General features: G+C 63.1%; 20 protein-coding genes and 2 tRNA genes. 10 read left to right on the forward strand and 12 right to left on the reverse strand.

What is annotated here, in order from left to right; translation table 11 throughout:
• The first annotated feature begins 151 nt into the window (after nt 1-151).
• Genes MRUB_RS14785 through MRUB_RS14795 form a run of 3 tightly spaced genes read left to right on the forward strand, consistent with a single transcriptional unit; the run spans nt 152 to nt 3,232 of the window.
• Nucleotides 152-949: an HAD family hydrolase gene (locus MRUB_RS14785; protein ID WP_013015185.1), complete on the forward strand. Its 798-nt coding sequence runs from the start codon at nt 152-154 to the stop codon at nt 947-949.
• 8 nt (nt 950-957) lie between these two features.
• Complete coding sequence (locus MRUB_RS14790; RefSeq protein WP_013015186.1) at nt 958-2,010, forward strand: NAD(P)H-dependent flavin oxidoreductase; 1,053 nt, start codon at nt 958-960, stop codon at nt 2,008-2,010.
• Entirely contained in the window at nt 2,003-3,232 is a 1,230-nt protein-coding gene (locus tag MRUB_RS14795; protein ID WP_013015187.1) for an MFS transporter, read from the forward strand. Before MRUB_RS14790 ends, MRUB_RS14795 begins: the two co-directional genes overlap by 8 nt.
• 64 nt (nt 3,233-3,296) lie before the next feature.
• On the opposite strand, the gene MRUB_RS14800 is transcribed toward MRUB_RS14795, so the two are convergent.
• The 5 genes from MRUB_RS14800 to MRUB_RS14820 all read right to left on the reverse strand — a co-directional run bounded on the left by MRUB_RS14800 (nt 3,297) and on the right by MRUB_RS14820 (nt 7,231).
• Nucleotides 3,297-3,914 carry a DsbA family oxidoreductase gene (locus tag MRUB_RS14800; protein WP_013015188.1) on the reverse strand — a complete coding sequence of 206 codons (618 nt, stop codon included), beginning with the start codon at nt 3,912-3,914 and terminating at the stop codon, nt 3,297-3,299.
• Between the two features lie 24 nt (nt 3,915-3,938).
• A complete protein-coding gene (gene argC, locus MRUB_RS14805; protein ID WP_013015189.1) occupies nt 3,939-4,904 on the reverse strand; it encodes an N-acetyl-gamma-glutamyl-phosphate reductase in 966 nt (321 codons plus the stop codon).
• A 183-nt stretch (nt 4,905-5,087) separates the two neighbouring features.
• Entirely contained in the window at nt 5,088-6,029 is a 942-nt protein-coding gene (argF, locus tag MRUB_RS14810) for an ornithine carbamoyltransferase (RefSeq protein WP_013015190.1), read from the reverse strand.
• 75 nt (nt 6,030-6,104) lie between these two features.
• Nucleotides 6,105-6,803, reverse strand: coding sequence for a purine-nucleoside phosphorylase (deoD, locus tag MRUB_RS14815; RefSeq protein WP_013015191.1), 699 nt, complete (start codon nt 6,801-6,803; stop codon nt 6,105-6,107).
• Nucleotides 6,804-6,907: 104 nt separating this feature from the next.
• Nucleotides 6,908-7,231, reverse strand: coding sequence for a twitching motility protein (locus tag MRUB_RS14820; protein ID WP_015586624.1), 324 nt, complete (start codon nt 7,229-7,231; stop codon nt 6,908-6,910).
• Between the two features lie 202 nt (nt 7,232-7,433).
• Between MRUB_RS14820 and MRUB_RS16015 the strand changes: the two genes are divergently transcribed.
• Together MRUB_RS16015 and MRUB_RS14825 are read left to right on the forward strand one after the other, a co-directional pair.
• Entirely contained in the window at nt 7,434-7,706 is a 273-nt protein-coding gene (locus tag MRUB_RS16015; RefSeq protein WP_036199488.1) for a winged helix-turn-helix domain-containing protein, read from the forward strand.
• 35 nt (nt 7,707-7,741) lie between these two features.
• Complete coding sequence (locus MRUB_RS14825) at nt 7,742-8,341, forward strand: restriction endonuclease (protein ID WP_201342563.1); 600 nt, start codon at nt 7,742-7,744, stop codon at nt 8,339-8,341.
• Here the strand turns inward: MRUB_RS14825 and mltG are convergent.
• From mltG to alaS, 3 genes are read right to left on the reverse strand one after another with little or no spacing between them, the layout of a single operon-like run.
• Nucleotides 8,338-9,399, reverse strand: coding sequence for an endolytic transglycosylase MltG (gene mltG, locus MRUB_RS14830; RefSeq protein WP_013015192.1), 1,062 nt, complete (start codon nt 9,397-9,399; stop codon nt 8,338-8,340). The genes MRUB_RS14825 and mltG overlap by 4 nt on opposite strands.
• Before the next feature lie 16 nt (nt 9,400-9,415).
• Complete coding sequence (gene ruvX / locus MRUB_RS14835; protein ID WP_013015193.1) at nt 9,416-9,826, reverse strand: Holliday junction resolvase RuvX; 411 nt, start codon at nt 9,824-9,826, stop codon at nt 9,416-9,418.
• 47 nt (nt 9,827-9,873) lie between these two features.
• Nucleotides 9,874-12,525: an alanine--tRNA ligase gene (gene alaS / locus MRUB_RS14840; RefSeq protein ID WP_013015194.1), complete on the reverse strand. Its 2,652-nt coding sequence runs from the start codon at nt 12,523-12,525 to the stop codon at nt 9,874-9,876.
• Between the two features lie 257 nt (nt 12,526-12,782).
• Here alaS and MRUB_RS14845 point away from each other — a divergent pair, with 257 nt between their 5' ends.
• On the forward strand, nt 12,783-13,895 hold the full coding sequence (locus MRUB_RS14845) for an IMP dehydrogenase (protein WP_013015195.1): 1,113 nt from the start codon (nt 12,783-12,785) through the stop codon (nt 13,893-13,895).
• A 2-nt stretch (nt 13,896-13,897) separates the two neighbouring features.
• Here the strand turns inward: MRUB_RS14845 and MRUB_RS14850 are convergent, their stop codons facing one another.
• From MRUB_RS14850 to MRUB_RS14865, 4 genes are all read right to left on the reverse strand, one after another.
• Entirely contained in the window at nt 13,898-14,371 is a 474-nt protein-coding gene (locus tag MRUB_RS14850) for a DinB family protein (RefSeq protein ID WP_013015196.1), read from the reverse strand.
• 109 nt (nt 14,372-14,480) lie between these two features.
• Nucleotides 14,481-14,575, reverse strand: a tRNA-Ser gene (locus MRUB_RS14855).
• Between the two features lie 76 nt (nt 14,576-14,651).
• A tRNA-Ser gene (locus tag MRUB_RS14860) sits at nt 14,652-14,741 on the reverse strand.
• 84 nt (nt 14,742-14,825) lie between these two features.
• Nucleotides 14,826-16,043: an MFS transporter gene (locus MRUB_RS14865; RefSeq protein WP_013015197.1), complete on the reverse strand. Its 1,218-nt coding sequence runs from the start codon at nt 16,041-16,043 to the stop codon at nt 14,826-14,828.
• A 106-nt stretch (nt 16,044-16,149) separates the two neighbouring features.
• Here MRUB_RS14865 and rlmN point away from each other — a divergent pair, with 106 nt between their 5' ends.
• The 4 genes from rlmN (at nt 16,150) to MRUB_RS14885 (ending at nt 19,998) form a co-directional block, all read left to right on the forward strand.
• On the forward strand, nt 16,150-17,178 hold the full coding sequence (rlmN, locus tag MRUB_RS14870; RefSeq protein ID WP_013015198.1) for a dual-specificity RNA methyltransferase RlmN: 1,029 nt from the start codon (nt 16,150-16,152) through the stop codon (nt 17,176-17,178).
• Nucleotides 17,179-17,222: 44 nt separating this feature from the next.
• Nucleotides 17,223-17,714 carry an FKBP-type peptidyl-prolyl cis-trans isomerase gene (locus MRUB_RS14875; protein ID WP_013015199.1) on the forward strand — a complete coding sequence of 164 codons (492 nt, stop codon included), beginning with the start codon at nt 17,223-17,225 and terminating at the stop codon, nt 17,712-17,714.
• 116 nt (nt 17,715-17,830) lie between these two features.
• Entirely contained in the window at nt 17,831-18,661 is an 831-nt protein-coding gene (gene rapZ / locus MRUB_RS14880; RefSeq protein ID WP_013015200.1) for an RNase adapter RapZ, read from the forward strand.
• Nucleotides 18,662-18,672: 11 nt separating this feature from the next.
• Nucleotides 18,673-19,998 carry a gluconeogenesis factor YvcK family protein gene (locus tag MRUB_RS14885; protein WP_013015201.1) on the forward strand — a complete coding sequence of 442 codons (1,326 nt, stop codon included), beginning with the start codon at nt 18,673-18,675 and terminating at the stop codon, nt 19,996-19,998.
• Nucleotides 19,999-20,081: the final 83 nt, after the last annotated feature.

A 20,081-nucleotide genomic window follows, 5' to 3' on the forward strand; every position in this document is an offset into this window, starting at 1 on the left:
GGTAACGACCGCTACCGTCCCAGGGCTATCCGGGCCACCACCAACCCTTGACGAGCGCGATCGGTACCATCTGGCCTCCAGTCTGCGCTATGGGCGGCCAGAATGCAAGTGGTTCTGTACGCCGGCCCCACAAAACGATAGGCTAAGGCCGATGCGCTGGCTTACCTTCGATTTTGACGGCACCCTGGCGGACTGGCCTTTTCGCCGCCTGATGCGGCCCCACATGGAGGCTTTGCTAGCAGAGCCTACCATCCGCCAGGCCCTGCGGAGGGAGTACCTGCGCCGCCTGGCCCAGGGCGACCCCACCAAGGTGTACGACTGGGGCGATATTCACCGGGCTGTGCGGGAGCAACTGGGACTTCCGCCGGTCTTCCCCAACATTGCCCAGGTGCTCGCCGAGGCGAAGCTGCCGCCAGGGCTGCTTTATCCCGATGTGCCGGCAGGTCTGGCCGCCCTGCGCGCCCAGGGTTATCGGATTGCGGTGGCCACCAACGGCCTGGCCAGGTATCAGCAGGTGTTGGTAGACAGGCTCAACATCACCTACGACCGGCTACTGGCCCCGGATATCTCGCAGGCCCTCAAGCCCGACCCGGCTTTCTGGAACCCCCTGCGCCGCGAATCGGTGGAAAAAATTGTGCACGTGGGCGATCTGCTCAGCCAGGACATCTGGGGGGCCAACGCCGCCGGCCTGGGAGCGGTCTGGATCTGGCGCACCATGCCCCAGGACTGGCGCGAAACCCCGGTGCTCGAGCGCACCCAGCGGCCTGACCTCGCCAGCGTCATCGCCGCCAGGGTAGAAAGCGAGTTAGAAGAGCACGGCCTAGTGGTTCCGGTTCGCCCCCCCACCCCACCCCAGCCCGACCACATCGTGGCCGACCTGGAAGAACTGCAGATCGTACTGAACAGCGCATCAACCACCCCCTCCCCTTCGCAGCTTTGCAGCGGGTAGAATCCAGCATGGTTTTTACCCTCACCCGCTACCCCATAATCCAGGCCCCCATGGCCGGTGGGGCCACCACGCCCGAGCTGGTGGCGGCGGTTTCCCAGGCGGGCGGGCTGGGCTCGTTGGCAGGGGCCTTGCTCCCACCCGACCGGCTGCGCGAGGCCATCCGCCAGGTTCGCCAGCTCACCGACCGACCCTTCAACGTCAACCTGTTTGTGCTCGAGGCCGCCAAAGTCTCGGCGGATGTGCTCGAGGCCGCCCTGGATCGCCTCGGGCCCATCCGGGCCGAGCTGGGCCTGCCCCCCGGCACAGCCCCCCAAAAGTTCAGCGAGGACTTCGGGGCCCAGCTAGAGGTGCTGCTCGAGGAAAAACCACCGGTAGTGAGTTTTCACTTCGATATTGTTCCAGCCCAGGTTGTCGAACGCTTACATAAAGCTGGTTGCAAAGTTATCGGCACCGCCACCAACGTAGCAGAAGCGCGGGCCTGGGAAGCCGCTGGGGCCGATTACATCTGTGCCCAGGGTGGCGAGGCTGGGGGGCACCGGGGTACTTTCATGGGCCCGTTCGAGCAGTCCATGACCGGAACGCTGGCCCTGGTGCCCCAGGTTGTAGATGCGGTAAAAGTTCCGGTGATTGCGGCGGGGGGCATTATGGACGGGCGGGGAATTGCCGCGGCCTTGCTCCTGGGGGCCAGTGCGGTGCAGATGGGTACAGCTTTCCTGACCTGCCCGGAGTCGGGGATTCACCCCCTGTACAAGCAAGCCCTGCTGCAGGCTAAAGGCGACCCCACGGTGGTGACCCGCACCTTTTCCGGGCGTCCGGCCCGGGGTTTGCACAATACCTTTATCGAACGGATGCGGCCCTACGAGGCCCAGGTGCCACCCTATCCCATCCAAAACGCCCTCACCACCGAGATTCGCCAGGCTGCTGCCAAAGCGGGCCGCATCGAGTACATGTCGCTGTGGGCTGGGCAGGGGGTTGGCCTGTGCCGGAGCCTGCCCGCTGCTATGTTGGTAGAAACCCTGATGCATGAGACCCAGACCGCCCTCAGGAGCTGGTGTGAATAGACTCTTTTATGGCTGGATCGTAGTCGCGGTGGCGGTGGTTGCCACCCTGATTGCCGCAGGCAACCGCTCGGTGCCAGGGGCGCTCATCCAGCCCCTGCACGAGAGCACCGGCTGGGCCATCCAGAGCATCTCTTTTGCCACCGCCATCGGGCTGGTACTGTTTGGCCTGGGTGCGCCTTTGAGCGGCTACCTGATGGATCGCTTCGGCCCCCGACGCATCACCCTCTTTGGCCTGGGCCTGATGACCCTGAGCATGGCCCTGAGCGCCCTGATGACGCACATCTGGCAGCTCAACCTGGTCTGGGGGGTGCTGAGCGGGGTGGCCACCGGGGTGGTGGGCGGGGTGCTGGGGGCCACAGTGGCCAACCGCTGGTTCATTCGGCACCGGGGCCTGGTCACCGGCATCTTTGGGGCCGCCACCTCGGCAGGCCAGCTAATCTTTATCCCGGCCCTGGTCTTCTGGGCCAGCGGGCTGGGCTGGCGTGAGGCCAGTTGGATCATGGCGGCCATCTCGCTTTTGGCCCTGATACCCGTGGGGCTCTTCATGAAAGACAGCCCGGCGGAGATGGGGCTCAGGGCGCTGGGGGCGGCCCCCGGTTCGGCCCCCATGAAGATTACGGCCGACACCGGCATTATGCACAGAGCCCTGCGCTCACCTACCTTCTGGCTGCTAGCGGCTACCTTCTTTATCTGCGGGGCCACCTCCAACGGCCTGATTGGGGTGCATTTCATCCCCTATGCGGCCTCGTGCGGCCTGACCCCCACCACCGCCTCCGGCATCCTGGCCCTCATGGGGGCTTTGAACTTTGTGGGCACCCTGGCCTCGGGCTACCTCACCGACCGCTACGACCCCCGGGTGCTTCTGAGCCTTTACTACGGTTTCCGCGGACTTTCGCTTTTATTTTTGCCCTTTGCGACCACCCCAGAAACCCTGCTAGTTTTTGCGGTGGTGTTTGGCCTGGACTACATCGCCACCGTACCCCCCACGGTGGCTCTGGTAGCGGATAACTTCGGGCGGCAGAACGTGGGCACGGTGTATGGCTGGGTGTTTGCCGCCCACCAGCTCGGTGCAGCGGCAGCGGCCTGGGCAGGAGGGGCCGCCCGCGATGCCCTGGGCGAGTACAATCTGGCCTTTTTGCTGGCCGGCGTCATCGGGATTGCCGCTGCCCTGCTTTCGCTGGGCATCCACCGACCAAGCAAGCTGGCTGCGGCCCAGGGCTAGCCCCCGGCGGCTAAGGCCGACGCTTCTAGCACAGGCTAGGCGGGTATGTCCTCGGTTGGGCTTTTTACCAGCGGGGCCGTTTGATGGTCTCGATATGGGCGCCGTTTTCCAGCACGGCGGTGAATAGCTCCCACAGGTTCACGGCCAGCTCCGGCTCGGTGGTGAGCTGGGTGAAACGGAGATAGGCCGCATCGCCCGAGGGCAGCACGAAGGTGGGCGTGCCAAAAACCCCCAGTTCACCAGCGACCTCGAGGTCGGTGGCCAGCTCGAGCCGCCGGCTTTCCTCATCTTCCAGGTCGGCCATGAAGCGCTCCAAGTCCAGGCCGGCCCGCCCCACCGCCTCCACCAGGGTCTGATCCTCGTCCAGCGGGCGCTTGTCCTGATGGTGCAAACGAAAAAGCTCGAGGGCAAAGCGCAGGTGGGCCGCCTTCCCCTGCTGCCTTGCGGCGTGGGAGGCCAGAAAAGCCCGGAGCGAGGGGGAGCTTTCCAGCGGCTGCTCGGCCAGCTTCCAGGCCGGGGTATGGCGCGGCCGGCCTGCGTTTTCGGGATGGTTGCCCTGCTCCAGGCTGTAGTGCCGGAGTGTCAAGTCCAGGCCCAGTTGGGGGGCCGCCACATAGGCCAGCTCGAGGCCCCGCCAGGCAAAAGGGCACAGGTAATCGAGGTAGATAACCACAGTCTGCATAGGCCCAACAAAGCGGCCTTTGAATCAGTCGCCAAAGTATTCGTAGGTATGGGGCCCTTCCAAACCCAGCATGATATCCAGGTTCTGCACCGCCGCGCCCGAAGCCCCCTTGCCCAGGTTGTCAAAGCGCGCTACCAGCAGGGCCTGCTCGCGCGCGGGGTTCTCGTAGACGAAGAGCTCGAGCAGGTTGGTGCCGTTCAGGGCCTGGGGGTCGAGCACCGGGTGGTGCTGGCCGTAGGTCTCCAGGGGCATCACCCGCACAAAGCGCTGCCCCTGGTAGCGCTCCACGAGGGCTTCGTGCAGCTCGGCGGCGGTGACCTTTTGCGGCAGGGCCCACAGGTGCACCGGGATGAAGTCCAGCATCCCCTGGCGGAAGCGCCCCACCGCCGGGGTGAAGATGGGGGGGTGCCGCAGGCCCGAGTAGACGGTCATCTCGGGGATGTGCTTGTGGGTAAGCTCGAGGCCATAGGCCCGGTAGTCCCCGGCCAGGCGGTGCTCCCCCCGGCCTTCCATGGCGTCTATGAGCTGCCGCCCCCCGCCCGAGTAGCCCGAGATGGCGTTTACCGAGGCCGCAAAGTCCGCCGGCAAAAGCCCGGCCTCCACCAGGGGCCGCAGGAGGGCGATCACCCCGGTGGGGTAGCAGCCGGGGTTGGAAACCAAGCGTGCCCGGCGAATCGCTTCGGGCTGGGCCGGGGTGAGCTCCGGGAAGCCGTACACCCAGCCCTCGGCCACCCGGTGGGCCGAGCTGGCGTCCAGGATGCGGGTCTCGGGGTTCTCCAGCATCGCCACCGCCCCTTTGGCCAGGTCGTCGTGCAGGCAGAGGATGGCCACATCCGCCATGTTCAGCAGGCGCTTGCGCTCGAGCTCGTCCTTGCGCTTAGCCGGGTCAATTGAAATGATCTCGATATCGTTTCTGTGCTGCAAGCGGGCCCGGATTTGCAGGCCGGTGGTGCCCGCCTCGCCGTCAATGAACACCTTGGGCTTACTCATGGCTCCACCCAGCCCCGTCTTGTCCCAGGGCGGCCAACAGACTTTCGAACGTGTGTGTGCGCATGCTTTGGTTCCAGGCCCAGCTCTAAGAGCATCTGTCGAAGAAGAAACGCCTGGGCCAGAGGCGACTTTACCTGTGGCCGGCCCACCTGCTTGCGTATGTGCTCGCTCTGCCCCATACCCCTAGCTTAGCAAATGGTAGAGCAGGGCTTTTTGCGCGTGTAGCCGGTTCTCGGCCTGGTCGAAGACCCTGGACTTTTTGTGCAGGGTGGCCTCCTCGACCACCTCCTCGCCGTAGTGGGCCGGCAGGCAGTGTAAAAAGATGCCGTCGGGGTCAATTAAGTCCAGCATGGCCGGGGTTACCTGAAAACCGGCGAAGTCTTTGATTTTGCGCCTCTGGCTGGCCTCGGCCTCCTGGCCCATCGAGACCCAGACGTCGGTATAGAGCACCTGGGCCCCTTTAGCGGCCTCGAGGGGGTCGTGGGTCAGGGTGATATCGGCCCCTAGCTTGAGGGCTTCCATGTAGATGATGGCGTTGGGCTCATAGCCGCGCGGGGTGGCGATGGTGAGCTTGACCCCGGAGAGCACCGCGCACTGGATATGGGCGTTGGCCATGTTGTTGCCGTCGCCAATATAGGCCACCTTGATACCCCTGGTATCGGGGAAGGTCTCCTCGATGGTCTGGTAGTCGGCCAGCAGTTGCACCGGGTGCAGCAGGTCGGAAAGGCCGTTGATGACCGGCTTGGAAGAGTAGCGGGCCAGCTCCTCGAGGGTCGAGTGCAGGTAGACCCGGGCCATAATAGCCTCCACCCAGCGCTCGAGGTTCAGGGCGATGTCGCGCACCGGCTCACGGGTGCCCAGGCCAATCTCGGCGTTGGTGAGGTTCACCGCATGCCCGCCAAGCTGGTTCATGGCTACTTCGAAGGTGGTGCGGGTGCGCAGGGAGGGCTTCTCGAAGATCATGGCCAGGGTCTGGCCCTCGAGGGGCCGCAGCCCTTTGTAAGCCCCTCGCTTCATGGCGTGGGCGGTATCCAGCACCGCGCGGTACTCGGCGGGCGACAGGTCGAGGTTGGAAAGGAAGTCGCGGCCTTTGAGGCTGGCAAGCGGCTTAATCACCTCAACCACAAGCACCTCCGCCCCTGTGTGTATAAAAACCCAGTCATAGGGTTTGATTATACAAATCTACAGGCCAGACGCTACTCAGATGGTCTCGAGCGCCACCTCAATCATCTGGTCGAAGGTCTCCTGCCGCTCCTGGGGTGTGGTTTTCTCGCCGGTAATCAGGTGGTCGCTGATGGTAAGAATGCACAAAGCCTGCACCCCAAACTTGGCCGCCAGCGTGTAGAGCCCGGCGGCCTCCATCTCAACCGCCAGCACCCCAAACTGGGCCCATAGCTGGTAGGGGTTGGGCTGGTCGTGGTAGAAGGTGTCGGTGGAAAGCACGTTGCCCACGTGTACCGGCATGCCCCTGGACTGGGCCTGCTCGTAGGCCCGGCGCAGCAGGTCGAAGGTGGCGATGGGCGCATAGTTCTGGCCGGCAAAGCGCAGGTTGTTGATGGAAGAATCGGTGCAGGCGGCCTGGGCAATCACCAGATCGCGCAGCTTGAGGCGCTCGGTGATGGCCCCGGCGGTGCCCACCCGAATCAGGGTCTTGCAGCCGTAAAACTGAACCAGCTCGTGGATGTAGATGCTGGCCGAGGGGATGCCCATCCCGGTGCCCTGCACGCTCACCCGCTTCCCCTTGTAGGTGCCGGTGTAACCGAACATGTTGCGAACCTGGTTGTATAAAACCGGGTTTTCCAGAAAGTTTTCGGCGATGTACTTGGCTCGCAGGGGGTCGCCGGGGAGCAGGATGGCCTCGGCCACAGCACCCGGTGGGGCAGAGATATGCGGCGTCATAACTGTACTTTATCTTGCCGTAGCGAAATCGCCAAAGCCGGGGCTGTCTAGCCAGCCCGTTTGCGTGGCCTCGAGCCCAAAAACACCCTTGGCTTTGTTTGAGCTCACCCTTCCGGCCCCTCGGAACCCTGGCGGCCTGAACGTCGCAGCACGGCCAGCTCGAACTGGGTTGGGCATGCAAACGGGCAGTCTGGTAATCCAAGGCCCTGGTGGTACAAAGCCAGCAGGCTTTGGTCAAAACCCTGGTAGCCTTCCAGGCCCTGTTCACGCAGCACCTCACACAGGCGGTCGGCCTGGCTGGGCTGTTTGAGGGCCTCATGAATGCGCGGGGTCATGGTGATGACCTCGGTAATAAGGGTTCGCTGGCCTTTAACGGTAGGAACCAGGCGTTGGTGAATGATGCCCAGCAGGCTTTCGGCCAGCAACACCCGGTTGATATTGCGCTCTGCCAGAGTGACAACGTCTCGGACTGAAGTCCAAGGCTTCTCGGAAATCACGGATACACCATCTCCGAAGGGGCCGAGAGCCTGAATGCGGCGGTGGCGCTGGGGGTGGTGCTGTATCAGGCGGGGCTTTCTCGCGGCTTAAACAGACGGAGCAAGTCTCGTCGGGCAAGTAGAATGATAGGAAATGCCAATTCCAAGCTACCAGCGATTCATGTTCCCATTGCTCAAGATGGCAGCAGATGGTGAAGCGCACTCGATGGAGGAAGCCTACGAGGTGCTGGCCGGACAGTTCAACCTAAGCAAAGAAGATCGGGCTGAATTGCTACCCAGTGGTGGGCAAAGTAGGTATGAGAACCGCGTCGGATGGGCCAGAACCTATTTGACAAAAGCCGGATTGTTGGAGTCTCCAAGCCGAGGACAATTCAAAATCACTTCAGAGGGTCGCAAAGTTTTGTAGTCTGGCATTACCGAAACTTAACGTCCAATACCTTAATGCAATTCCCCAGATTCGTTGAGCTTAAGCGCAGAGACCGCACCACGGATGAGGCGAGCTCAGAAGAAGAGGTTGGCAATGAAACAACACCAGATGAGCAGCTCGAACAGCTTCATCTAGTTTTGAGGAGACAGCTAGCACAGGAGCTTTTGGCACGCGTCAAGCAGTGCTCACCTGCATTCTTTGAGCGTCTTGTGGTTCAGCTTTTGGTAGCAATGGGTTACGGCGGTTCGGTAGCAGATGCGGGTAAGGCAGTGGGGCGAAGTGGGGATGATGGCATTGATGGCATCATTAAGCAAGACCGGCTTGGCCTGGACAATATTTACTTTCAAGCCAAGCGTTGGGAAAGAACCGTCCCAAGTGAAGTTGTCAGAACCTTTCACGGAAGCCTAGCCCTTCAAAGAGCAAGCCGAGGGGTTATCATCACCACCTCGGACTTTTCTAGTAGTGCGATTGAAACAGCTAAGGCGCTCGGGAATATCGTGCTAATTGATGGAAATACCCTGGCAGGCTTCATGATCGAGTACAACGTTGGAGTCACGGTAGCGGCACGGTATGAGGTGAAGCGGGTTGATAGGGAGTTTTTTGCAGAGGGCTAGCGATAATACTTCGCGGTATCGCGTAGATGCCCTTCAAAGTCCACGTTCAGAAACAAGCGGCCCTGGGCGTGCAGAAAGTAGAGGTACTTCTGGCCTTTTTCGTTGGTACGCACCGGATTAAGCACCGCCCGTAAGGCCTCGGTGCCGGGGTTGCTGATAGCCCCCGGGGGCAAGCCGCGCCGGGTATAGGTGTTGTAGGGGGTGTCTTTTTCGAAGTCGCCCGCGCCCCGGTCGAGTTCGGGCAGGCGTTTGCCCAGGCCATAGGCCACGGTGGGGTCGGCCTGCAGGGGCATGCCAATTTCCAGGCGGTTGAGAAAGACCCCAGCGATTACCGGCTTCTCACCCGAGTTGGCCGCTTCAGCCTGCACGATGGAGGCCAGCGTGACCCAGTCGTGAATGCTTTGCAGGCCAAGCTGCTGCAGGCGGGCCTGGGCCTCGGGGGTGAACTCCTGTTCCATGCGGCGGGTCATGGTGCGGATAACGTCTTCGGCGGTAAAGTCGAGGGGGAAGTCGTAGGTAGCGGGAAAAAGGTAGCCCTCGAGGGTGGGGCCTTTGGCCTCGGCAGGGCGCAGCTCGGAGGGGGGGTTGTTGACCAGCTCGAGGAACCGGGGCCCATCCAGGTTGTTTTCGCTCAAGCGCTGGGCCATATCCACCGCCCGCCAGCCCTCGGGAAAGGTGATGCGCACCGTGAGGGGACGGGATTCACCGGTGATGGCCAGGGCAATGGCCCGCAACCCGTTGCCCTCGAGCCGGTAGTAACCAGGCTTGAGCGCTTTGTCCTGGCCGGAAAAGCGCAGGTACTGGGCAAACAGATAGCCCGAGCGCACCAGCCCAGCCTGCTCGAGGATACGACCGACGGCTGCGGCCCCGCTGCCCCTGGGAATCTGTACCTGGGCGGTGACGCCGGTGGGCCCCATCAGGTAAAGGGCGTAGCCCAGCAGCGCTACCAGCAGTACAAACATAAGCAGCACACCCCGCAGAATCCAGCGGGTCGGCGACTTGCTGGCTTCCCGGGTTTCATCGGGGGGGGTAGCGGACAGTGTGGGCTTGTCGTCCATGCTCGAGGCTCCAAAGTTACTGTCCCACACGGGCCAGATATGACTCCAGCAGGGCGATGGCCGCGGCTTCGTCCAGTTTGCCTTTCTCTTGCCGGATGCGCTTGGGGGCGTGTTTAAGCCGGTTCTGCCCCAGCTTGGTGGTGTAGCGCTCATCCAGCAGCTCGAGCTGCATACCCCGTTCACGCATGGCCTCTACCAGGGCCTGCACCCGCTCGGCCTGGGCGCTGGGCCGACCATCGGTGCGCAGGGGCAGCCCCACCACAAAGCGCTCGGCCCGTTCACGCTCGGCAAAGGCCGCCAGGGCCTCGAGGTCGGCCTCGAGGTTCTTGCGCACCAGGTAACCCCGACCAAAAGCCCAGGGTGAGCCGATCTCGCCCACGGCCAGGCCAATCCGGGCTTCCCCCACGTCCAGCGCCACCACCCGCATCTACCCTATTATCCCCTCCAGCCCAGAAATGCAGATGAGTCCCAACACTATTCCAGCACCTGCTCGAGCGCCCCAAAAGCCTTTTCCAGGTCGAAGCCGCCGCCCTGGGCCAGCGCCCCCCTGCCGCCGCCGCGCCCGCCGGCAACAGCCGACAGCTTCTTCATTACCGCACCGGCATCCAGCCCCCTCTCCAGGGCCTTTTTGCTCACCTTGACCACCAGGTGCTGCCCCGAGCCCACCGCCACCAGGTCGGCCTGGTGCCTGTCCAGCAGCTCGTCGGCTGCACCCCGCAAGGCCCCGGCCTCGAGACCCTCGAGCTTGACTGCCAGATACCTGTAGCCGTTTGCTTCCTTGAGCGAGATGCCTGCCGCGCTGCCCCCGAGCTGGGCTCGAGCCAGATCCAGCTTCAGCTTTTCGATCTCTTTCTCGCGGGCCTTGAGTTCGTCCTGGAGCTTGTTCACCCGCTCGAGCAGGTGCTCAGGGGTCGTACCCAGTTCGCGGGAGAGGCCGCCCAGCCGATCCAGCATCTCGCGTACGTACTGCGTAGCCCCGGTTCCGGTCAGGGCCTCAATGCGCCGCACCCCCGCCGCCACCGACTCCTCGGCCACGATCACAAAGGCCCCGATTTCGCCAGTGCGCCGCACGTGGCAGCCACCGCAGAGCTCCTTGGAGGTCACGTTGTCGATGGCCCCTTCCACACTGACCACCCGCACCACGTCGCCATACTTTTCACCAAACAGGGCCATGGCCCCTTCTTTGCGGGCCTCCTCCAAGGGCTTGTAGGTATAGCTCACCGGGAAGTCGGCCTGAATCCAGCGGTTCACCAACAGCTCAATCCGGGCCAAATCCCTGGGGGCAATCGGCTCAAACTGGCTGAAGTCGAAGCGCAGCCGATCCGGCCCCACATAGCTGCCTTTTTGCTGCACATGGGAGCCCAGCACCGCCCGCAAGGCAGCGTGCAGCAGGTGGGTGGCGGTATGGTTTTTCTCGGTGTCACGTCGGTGCATATCCACCAAAGCCCGCACCGTCGAGCCCGCTTTGAGGGTGCCCTCCTCCACCCGCGCGATGTGCAAAAAGATGCCGTCGGGGTTTTTCTGGGTGGTCGAGACCCTGGCCCAGCCCCCTTCCCATTCCAGCACGCCCGCATCTCCCACCTGGCCGCCCCCTTCGGCGTAGAAGGGGGTTCTGTCCAGCACCACCTGCACCTCGGTGCCGGCCGGCGCTTCCTCTATGGTCTGCTCGCCCACCAGGAGCAGCTTGACCTGGGCCTGGGCCTCGAGGCTCTCGTAGCCCACAAACTTGGTGCCCCCGTAGTCGGCGGCCAGGGCCGCAAGGGCCTCGTTGGATCTCTTGAAAAGCTCTTTGCTGAAAGCGGCAGCGGCTCGAGCCCGCTCCTGCTGTTCCTCCAGGGCTTGCTCGAAGCCTTCGGTGTCCACCTGAACCCCGTGCTCGCTTGCAATTTCGATGGTTAAGTCGAGCGGGAAGCCGTAGGTGTCGTACAGGGTAAAGGCATCCCGGCCCGCCAGGGTATCGCCCGGCTTGAGGTTGGCCAGCATCGCGTCCAGGCGCTTGATACCGCTCTCGAGCGTGCGCAAGAACTGCTCTTCTTCAATTTTGATTTGTTTTTGTACGCCCTCGAGGTTCTCCTTTAGCTCGGGGTAGACCCCGCCCATCACCTGGGCCACCACCTCGGCCAGCCTGTACATGAAGGGCTCGCGCAGGCCCAGCAGGTAGCCAAAGCGCACCGCCCGGCGCAGCAAGCGGCGCACCACGTAGCCGCGCCCGGTATTGGAGAAGTGCACCCCATCGGAGAGGATAAAGGTCACGGCGCGGGCGTGCTCGGCAATCACCCGGTGGGCCACCGAGCTGGGGCCTTCGTAGCTGATACCGGTCAGCTCTACAATTTTGGCGATCAGGGGTTGGAATTCGTCGGTCTCGTAGAAGTCGGTCACGTCTTGCAGCACCATAGCCACGCGCGCAAGGCCCATGCCGGTATCAATGTTGGGCTTGGGGAGCGGCTCCAGCACACCACCGTCCTTGCGGTCGTACTGTGGAAATACCAGGTTCCAGAGCTCCACAAAGCGGTTGGACTCGCGGGTCTCGTAGTAGTCGGCCCAGGTGTCCGAGCCAAAAGCCGGCCCCCGGTCGTAGTAGATCTCGCTGCAGGGCCCGCACGGCCCGTTGGGGCCTTTGGTGGGGGCGTTCTGCGGCCAGAAATTCTCGTCGGCGTCGAAGCGGTGGATTTTCTCGGGAGGTACGCCCACCCGCGTCCAGTGTTCAAAAGCCTCGTCGTCGTCTTTGTAGATGGTCACGTAAATGCGGGTTGGATCCAGGCCCAGCCATTTGGGGTCGGTCAGGAACTCCCAGGCCCACTCGATGGCCTCTTTCTTGAAGTAATCGCCAAAGCTGAAGTTGCCCAGCATCTCGAAAACGGTCTGGTGGCGGTTGGTGCGCCCCACGTTCTCGATATCCCCGGTGCGCACGCTCTTCTGGCAGGTGGTCACCCGGTACCACTCGCCCTCGTGGCCGGGGAAGACCGGCTTTTTGCCCAAAAAGTAGGGCTTGAGGGGGGTCATGCCCGCGTTGATGAAGAGCAGGGTGGGGTCGTCCTGGGGCACCACGCTAAAGCTCGGCAGGCGTAAATGCCCTTTGGATTCGAAGAACTGGAGAAATTTTTCGCGGATTTCGGCGGTTTTCATCGTGGCCTCTCAAACTAACTCAGCATAAAAAATATACCCCGCCAAGCAAACCCCACCGGCCATTTCAACAAAAGAAACGCCCGGGTTAGCGGGTAGCTCGAGCGAAGGAAAGGGGTTTCATTGCTTGTGTTGCGCTCTCGTGCGGGTGGCCTCGAGCCCGGTCTGAATATACGAAGCACGCATACCTTTGTAAAGCCGGCCCGCAGTGTGGGCGACGCCGTAGACCCCTTGCCCAGGCTTTAGTACAATTTCGGCCCGTGAACTACGGCATTTTCGAGGAAATCGCCCAGACAGCCCTGGAAAAAACCCAGGCCGACCTGGCCCGCTACCCCTACGAGCGCTTTGAAACCTACTACACCTTCGCCGATAAAACCATCATCCCCACCTTCCTGACCCAGCCGGTCTCGCGCCGCCAGGTGAATGTGCGCCAGCTTTTTTACACCACCAAAGGCACCATCGAGATTTTCCCGGCCTTTGGGGCCTCCATGAGCATGATGCGCAGCCGCTTCGCCCGCGACGTATGGGACGGGGGCAACGGCGGGGTGCACATCTTGCCCAGGGTGGGGCTTTCCGACGAGGAGCGCCTTCGGGACGTGCAGGCCAGCGCGCCGGCCCTGGTGGGGGCCGCTTTGGGCATCAACGAAAAAGAGGAGTTTCTGGCCGAGCTCTTCGCCCAGCCCAACCTGATTTTTGCCTCGATTGACATCGCCCACGGGGCCAACGCGGCGGTGCTGCCGGTGCTGGCCAAGATTCGCGGGCTGGGCATTGATAGCGGGGTCATCCTGGGCAATGTGGGCTCCATCGAGGGCTTCGCCTACGCCTACTGGCTGATGAAGCTCTCGGGCTTCCGCCACTTCATCCTCAAGGTGGGGGTGGGGCCGGGCTCGGTCTGCACCACCCGCATCAACACCGGGGTGGGGGTGGGCCAGCTCTCGCTGCTGGAAGAGATTCGCCGGTTCCAGTCGGTGGTGGGTTACAGCGACGTGCAGATTATCTCCGACGGCGGGGTCAACAGCTCGGGCGACTTTGTGAAGGCCCTGGCCTACAGCGACGGGGTGATGATGGGCAAGTTCTTTGCCTCCGGCAGCTTCGAGGACGAGGTGCTCATCAAGAAGGACGGGCAGCTCGAGGGCGTCCTGCTCTACGGCATGGCCTCCATGCTGGTAACCGAGAAGCGCAACTTTATCGAGGGCTCCTCGCAAACCCTGCGGGCCTTCCACCACACCGCCCAGGAAGCCATCGCCCGCCTGCGCGAAGGTCTGCAGAGCGCCATGACCTACGTGAACGCCACCAACCTCACCGAGTTTAGGGGCAACGTGCGTTTTGCCCGTAACTCGGCGGCGGCCATCACCGAGGCGGGGGTGCACTAGACTCAGCGGGCCATTTGCAGCACCTCGCGGATGCGCCAGAAGGCCAGGTAGAGGTGGTGGGCCTCGTGCACTAAGAAGAGCTCGAGCCACACCCTTAGCGGCATGGGCCCGGCCGCGCTGTGGATGCCAATGCGCTCGAGCTGGGCCTCGCTCAGGGCCGCCACCTGCTGGTTGAGCTGGGCTCGCAGCTCCTTAAGCAGGCTTATCACCTCCTCGGGAGGGCGCTCTACCAGCCGCAAAAAGGCCGGTTCGGTGTCGGGCTTTAGCCGCTCGATCAGGGGGGCCTCTTCCTGCAGGATGCGGGCTATACGATCCTGGGTAACCAGGGTGAAGTGGGCCAGATGGGCCAGGTTCTCGTGGGCCGACCACTTGTCGGGCAGGCTGTGCTGGCGTAGCTGCTCAGGGGTGGCCGGGCCCAGGATCTGAGGCAGGCCGGCCAGCGAAAGCTCGAAACGGGTTAGCAGGGGGTTGTGCATACGGCTATAGCATAGGCCAAATCGGCTATGCCGGGTGTGCAAGCCCAGGCCTCCAAGCAAAAAGTTGGGGCCCAGGCCCCAACCCCCATGCTGGTTTTTCTGTTTTATCTGGCGGAGGAGGGGGGATTCGAACCCCCGATAGGGACTTTCGTTCCCTATAACGGTTTAGCAAACCGCCGCCTTCAGCCACTCGGCCACCCCTCCATCTGTCCAGCTCTGGGGTATCGCCCCCAAAACTGCAAACGATACTTTAGCACAAAACCCAGCAAATGAAATAGCCTGGCGGAGGGAGAGGGATTCGAACCCCCGGTAGACTTGCGTCTACAACGGTTTTCAAGACCGCCGCTTTCAACCACTCAGCCATCCCTCCAGGACAGCGCATTCCTAACTATGGCCAAGCCCCCCTGGGTTGTCAAGTAAAATCGCCGACCTCTGATCTCCCCCATCCTGGGGCTTAGCGCACCGAGCGGATCTGGCGAACCAGGAGGGTGCCCAGCACAAAGCAAACCGCCGCCACCAAGAACAGCACCGTGTAACCCAGCCCAGGGCTCTGGCGGTTGAAGGCATCCAGCATAGCCCCAAAACCCCCCGCCAAGACCTGCGGCAGCACGATGGAGGTCTGCCAGATGCCCATATCGGTGGCGTGGGCCTGGGGGTTGGGCAGCACATCGGAGACCAGGGCCCAGTCCACCGCCAGATAGGCCCCGTACAGCATCCCGAACACCAGGGCCAGCACCACCAGCACATCGTAACGGGGCAGCAGCAAAATGGGCAGCATCAGCGCTGCCAGGCCCACCCCGGCTGCATAGATAATGGGCTTGCGGCCATGTCGATCGGATAAACGCCCCGCCGGCACTGCGGCCACCGCGGCTCCAATGGAGATGAGCAAACCCAGCAGGGCCACCGCCTGAAAGGCCTCGGTCGCCAGGGTTCGGCCAAAGGCCTGGAAGGTCTGCACCACATCGGCCAGGTAGTACTGCAAGTAGGTTTGCACCACATACTGGGCCAGCATGACCAGAAAACGCGTGAACCAGACCCAGCGAAAATCGGCGCTGCGCCAGGGGGCCACCATGCTTTCCCACAAACCCCGGCGCTGGGGCTTTAGGCCCGGCACCTCGCGGATCAGGCTCAAAACCATTCCGGCTGCAATCAGGTTGAGCAGGGCGATCAGCAAAAACTGCCACTGCAGGTTGGCCAGCAGGAAACCCGTTGCGCCCGCCACCACCTGGCCGCCTACCTGGAGCGCGCCCAGCCAGCCCGAGGCCACCCCCCGCTCACGCCGGGCGGTCAGGTCGGGGATCAGGGCCGAGTACGGGCCGGTGGCCATATCGTCGGCCAGTTGCAGCAACAGGTAAGCCGCTACTAGCTGCCAGTAGCTGCCCGCATAGGCCATCCAGACCAGCGCGCCAGCAGTGATAATTGTGCCCATGGCCAAAAAAGGCATGCGACGACCCACCCGGTCGGAGATATAGCCCCAGATGGGCGGCCCGATGAAAGCCATCACCGCCCCCAAAGCAAACAGCAAGCCCAGGCGGGTAGCCCGCTCAGGTTCGGGCACCAGCTCGGCCACCCGCGCCGGTAACAACACAAGCAGAATAAGAAACCACTTGAAGCTGCTGGCAAACCAATAGGAGGAGAGCACCAAATACCAAGGGTTGGTGTGAGCGCGCATTTGCCACAGTATACGGGCGGCTGACTGGCGGGCTGGCACGGTGGGGGCTTGAAAACCTCGAGCCGCCCACCATCTGAAGCAGCCATGCCGGCTATACTGAAGCGTTATGGCTTTGCCGCAAGACCAAATCCCCTTGCTTGCCCTGCCCATCGAAGAGCTTCCGGGCCAGGGCTACCGTCGGGGCCAACTGGCCGCCTGGCTCTACGCCAAGGGGGCGCGGCAGTGGGACGAGATGACCGACCTGCCCAAGGCCTTGCGCGCCGAGTGGGCCGAGCAGTACCGCATCTCGGAGTTCACCGAGGTCGCCCCTTTCCCAAGCCAGGACGGCTCGGTCAAGTACCTGTTCACCCTGCTGGACGGCCAGAAGACCGAGGCTGTGTACATGCCCTACCTGAACCGTAAAACCATCTGCATCTCCAGCATGGTGGGCTGCCCGGCGGGCTGCACTTTTTGCGCCACCGGTCGGATGGGCTTTGGGCGCAACCTAACCGCCGCCGAGATGCTGGATCAGGTTCTGTTTGCGGCCTACCACCAGCAGCACGCGCCCCGCGAGATTCGCAACGTGGTGCTGATGGGCATGGGCGAGCCGTTGTTGAACCTGGAAAACGTATTTAAAGCCCTCGAGCGCATGCTGCACCCCGAGGGGCTGGCCATGAGCCCGCGCCGCATTACGCTTTCTACCGTGGGGATTCCCCGGGGCATCTACAAAATGGCCGAGTGGGGGCTCGAGGTGCGCCTGGCCCTATCGCTCCACGCCCCCGACGACGAAACCCGCCAGCGAATCATCCCCACCGCCCACCGCTATAGCATCGCTGAAATCATGGAAGCTGTGCGGCACTACTACGCCAAGACCAAACGCCGCATCACCCTGGAGTACACCCTGCTCAAAGGCGTCAACGACCACGACTGGCAGGCCCGGGCCCTGGCCCAGCACTTTAGGGGCCTGAGCGTCCACATGAACCTGATTCCCTGGAACCCCTGGGAGGGGGCCCCCCACCAGGGCACCCCCAGGGCGCAAATTCTGAAATTCGCCGCCATTCTGGAGCAGCAGGGCATCCCCACCTCGGTGCGCTGGAGCCGGGGACGCGACGTGGGGGCCGCCTGTGGCCAGCTCGCGCTGAAGCAACCCGCCTGAGCCAGCCATCGCACCGGGGCAAAAGCCATACAATAAACAGCGATATGAACCGAAACGTCATCCTCATTGTGGTTATCGTGCTGGCTTTGCTGGGGGTGGGGGCCTATTTTCTGTTTGGGCAGCGCCCGGGCAGCCAGGCCAGCGCAGGCAGCGGCACGCTCTGCACCAACCAGCCCCCGGCGGCCACCGGCCTGACCAATGAGGGCATCACCACCCTGCGCATCGAAGACCTCAGGGAGGGCAGCGGCCCCCAGGCCATCACCTCCAACACCGTGCGGGTGCAGTACATCGGGCGGCTGGTAGACGGCAAGCAGTTCGACACCTCCTGCCAGCCGGGCCGCACCCCCTTCGAGTTCACCTTAGGGACCGGTCAGGTGATCCCTGGCTGGGACTCGGGCATTGTGGGTATGCGGGTCGGCGGCCAGCGCCGGCTGATTATCCCGGCCAGCCTGGCCTATGGTGAGCGCAGCCCCAGCCCCGATATTCCCCCCAACTCGGCCCTGGTTTTCGATGTGGAGCTTTTAGAAATCAAGTAGTCCTCGCCAGCAAGTGTTCTAACCCATACCTTACGAAGGCTGCGGGTATACTTGGAAGGTGGGTTCGCCCGGCGGGGGTGTGCATTTTCTGCCGGGCCCAGTTTCCAAAGGTGAACATGCGGTTTGTGGTATTGAGCGGACAAAGCGGGGCCGGCCTGACCTCGGCCCGGATGGCCCTGGAAGACCTGGGCTATTTTTCGGTAGACAACATCCCTCCGCAGCTTTGGAATGACCTGCTCAGAACCGTTGAGGCTCGAGGCATCCATAAGGTGGCGGTGGTGCTGGATATCCGGGCCCGGGATTTGCTGAACGAGGTGGAAAGCGTCCTGGCCCAGCTCCATCCCTTCATCATCTACCTGGAGGCCAAGTCCGATATCCTGCTCAAGCGCTACAACCTTTCGCGCCGCCTGCACCCGTTGGGCATGGGCAACCTGCTGCGCGAGATTGAGGAAGAACGCCTGGCCCTGGCCCCCCTGCGCGACCGGGCCGACCTGGTGATTGACACCTCCGAGCGCACCCCCCGCCAGCTCAAGGAGGCCCTCGAGGCTGCCCTGGGCGAAGAGGAAGGCTTCCTGCTGCGCCTGTTCTCCTTCGGCTTCAAATGGGGCCCACCCCAGGATGCCGATCTGGTGCTGGATGTGCGGGCGTTGCCCAACCCCCACTACGACCCGGTACTCAAGTCGCGCCCGGGCACCGACCCGGAGGTGGCCGCCTATGTGTTCGCGGAAAAGAAGCACGAACCCTTCTACCGCACCCTGCTGACCACCATCGGGCTTTCGGCAGATGGCGCCCGCCAGACCGGACGGGCCGCCTACACTGTAGCCATCGGCTGCACCGGTGGACAACACCGCAGCGTAGCCGTGGCCGAGCGCCTGGCCCAGGAACTCTCGAGCCGCTTTCGGGTGGAGCTCGAGCACCGCGACCTAGATAAAGCCATGACCGCCTGAACGAGGCTGATATGCTCTGGAACAAGGCCAAGCGCCTCAACCTGCAAACCCTTGCCCAGGGCCTGCGCACCAATCCCGCCGACGACCGCTTTTTCAGCTCGTTGCGCTGGCTGCTGCCGGGCATGCGGGTCAAGCGGTATGCGTTTTTGGCGGCCCTGGGCCTGCTGTGCATGTTTACTGGGGTGGTTCATCTCTCCTGGCAAACCTCGTTCTTACCCTGGTTCCTGCAAACCACCCGCTGGGCCGGCTACTTTTCCATCCCGCTGTGGATCTCGGGGGGGCTTTGGCTGCTGGGCGGCCTGGTGCTGTTTTTAATGGGCTTGCGCTGGATGAACCGCAGCATGCTCTCGGCCATCACCGACCCCAGCTCGGTCTCCAAGCAGGTTTACATCCGCCGGCGGCTCGAGGCCGGCCCCCGCATCGTGGCCCTGGGCGGAGGCACCGGGCTTTCACGCGTGCTACGGGGCCTCAAGATGGAAACCGCTAACATCACCGCCATCGTAGCGGTCACCGACGACGGCGGCTCCACCGGGCGCCTGCGGGTCTCGTTTGGGGTTCCAGCGGTGGGCGACCTGGTGGACTGCCTGGCCGCCCTCTCGGATGCGGAGGGGCTACCAGAGCTGATGGAGTATCGCTTTCAGCGAGGAGAGGAGCTCAAGGGTCATACCTTTGGCAACCTGATGCTGGTCTCGCTGTTCGAGCTTAACAACGGCTTCGCCAAAGCCATGCGCCAGGCCAACCAGGTGCTGCGCCTGCGCGGCGCGGTATGGCCGGCTACCTACGAAGCGGCCCGTCTCTGGGCCGAGCGCGAGGATGGCACGCGGGTGCAGGGGGAGACCGCCCTGCGCGAAAAACCCGGCCGGATTCGCAGGGTGGGGCTAGCCCCTACTGGGGTGGCCGCCATGCCCGAGGCCATCACCGCCCTGCAAAAAGCCGATTTGATTGTGCTGGGGCCGGGCAGCCTCTACTCCAGCGTGATTCCCAGTTTTTTGCCCAAGGGCATCCAGACCGCCATTCAGCAGTCCCCGGCCAAGCTGGTCTACATCGTCAACATCATGAGCGAGCGCGGCGAGACCGAGGACATGGACGCTTACGACCATTTTCGCGCCATCGAGCAGCACCTGGGTCGCAGGCCCAACGTGGTGCTGGTCAATAACACCCGCATCCCCGAGGATCTGCTCAAGCGCTACCGGGCTGAAGGCCAGACCCCGGTACGTTTCAACCCCAAACGCTTCGAGGGGTTGGGGGTACGGATTGTGGCCGGCGATTTTTTGGAGCCCGGTTTTGCCCAGCACGACCCCACCCGCCTGGTTAAGGCCCTGATCAACCTGTGCTAGGGTTCTTGATGTAGGAGTCCATACAGGGTAGGGTGTGGGGCTGTGGGCTGCTCTGGCCCACCCATTGCCTGTGCCCCACCCAG

Origin of the sequence: Meiothermus ruber DSM 1279 (genome assembly GCF_000024425.1) — a bacterium.
In the GTDB taxonomy this organism is placed as follows: Bacteria; Deinococcota; Deinococci; order Deinococcales; family Thermaceae; genus Meiothermus; species Meiothermus ruber.

Coding starts and splice junctions, on each gene's coding strand:
- rapZ (WP_013015200.1), top strand. CDS start 17,831: ATGCGGTTTGTGGTATTGAGCGGACAAAGCGGGGCCGGCCTGACCTCG.
- MRUB_RS14865 (WP_013015197.1), bottom strand. CDS start 16,043: ATGCGCGCTCACACCAACCCTTGGTATTTGGTGCTCTCCTCCTATTGG.
- MRUB_RS16015 (WP_036199488.1), top strand. CDS start 7,434: ATGCCAATTCCAAGCTACCAGCGATTCATGTTCCCATTGCTCAAGATG.
- MRUB_RS14850 (WP_013015196.1), bottom strand. CDS start 14,371: ATGCACAACCCCCTGCTAACCCGTTTCGAGCTTTCGCTGGCCGGCCTG.
- MRUB_RS14785 (WP_013015185.1), top strand. CDS start 152: ATGCGCTGGCTTACCTTCGATTTTGACGGCACCCTGGCGGACTGGCCT.
- deoD (WP_013015191.1), bottom strand. CDS start 6,803: ATGACGCCGCATATCTCTGCCCCACCGGGTGCTGTGGCCGAGGCCATC.
- MRUB_RS14790 (WP_013015186.1), top strand. CDS start 958: ATGGTTTTTACCCTCACCCGCTACCCCATAATCCAGGCCCCCATGGCC.
- rlmN (WP_013015198.1), top strand. CDS start 16,150: ATGGCTTTGCCGCAAGACCAAATCCCCTTGCTTGCCCTGCCCATCGAA.
- MRUB_RS14885 (WP_013015201.1), top strand. CDS start 18,673: ATGCTCTGGAACAAGGCCAAGCGCCTCAACCTGCAAACCCTTGCCCAG.
- MRUB_RS14825 (WP_201342563.1), top strand. CDS start 7,742: ATGCAATTCCCCAGATTCGTTGAGCTTAAGCGCAGAGACCGCACCACG.
- ruvX (WP_013015193.1), bottom strand. CDS start 9,826: ATGCGGGTGGTGGCGCTGGACGTGGGGGAAGCCCGGATTGGCCTGGCC.
- alaS (WP_013015194.1), bottom strand. CDS start 12,525: ATGAAAACCGCCGAAATCCGCGAAAAATTTCTCCAGTTCTTCGAATCC.
- MRUB_RS14800 (WP_013015188.1), bottom strand. CDS start 3,914: ATGCAGACTGTGGTTATCTACCTCGATTACCTGTGCCCTTTTGCCTGG.
- argC (WP_013015189.1), bottom strand. CDS start 4,904: ATGAGTAAGCCCAAGGTGTTCATTGACGGCGAGGCGGGCACCACCGGC.
- MRUB_RS14875 (WP_013015199.1), top strand. CDS start 17,223: ATGAACCGAAACGTCATCCTCATTGTGGTTATCGTGCTGGCTTTGCTG.
- mltG (WP_013015192.1), bottom strand. CDS start 9,399: ATGGACGACAAGCCCACACTGTCCGCTACCCCCCCCGATGAAACCCGG.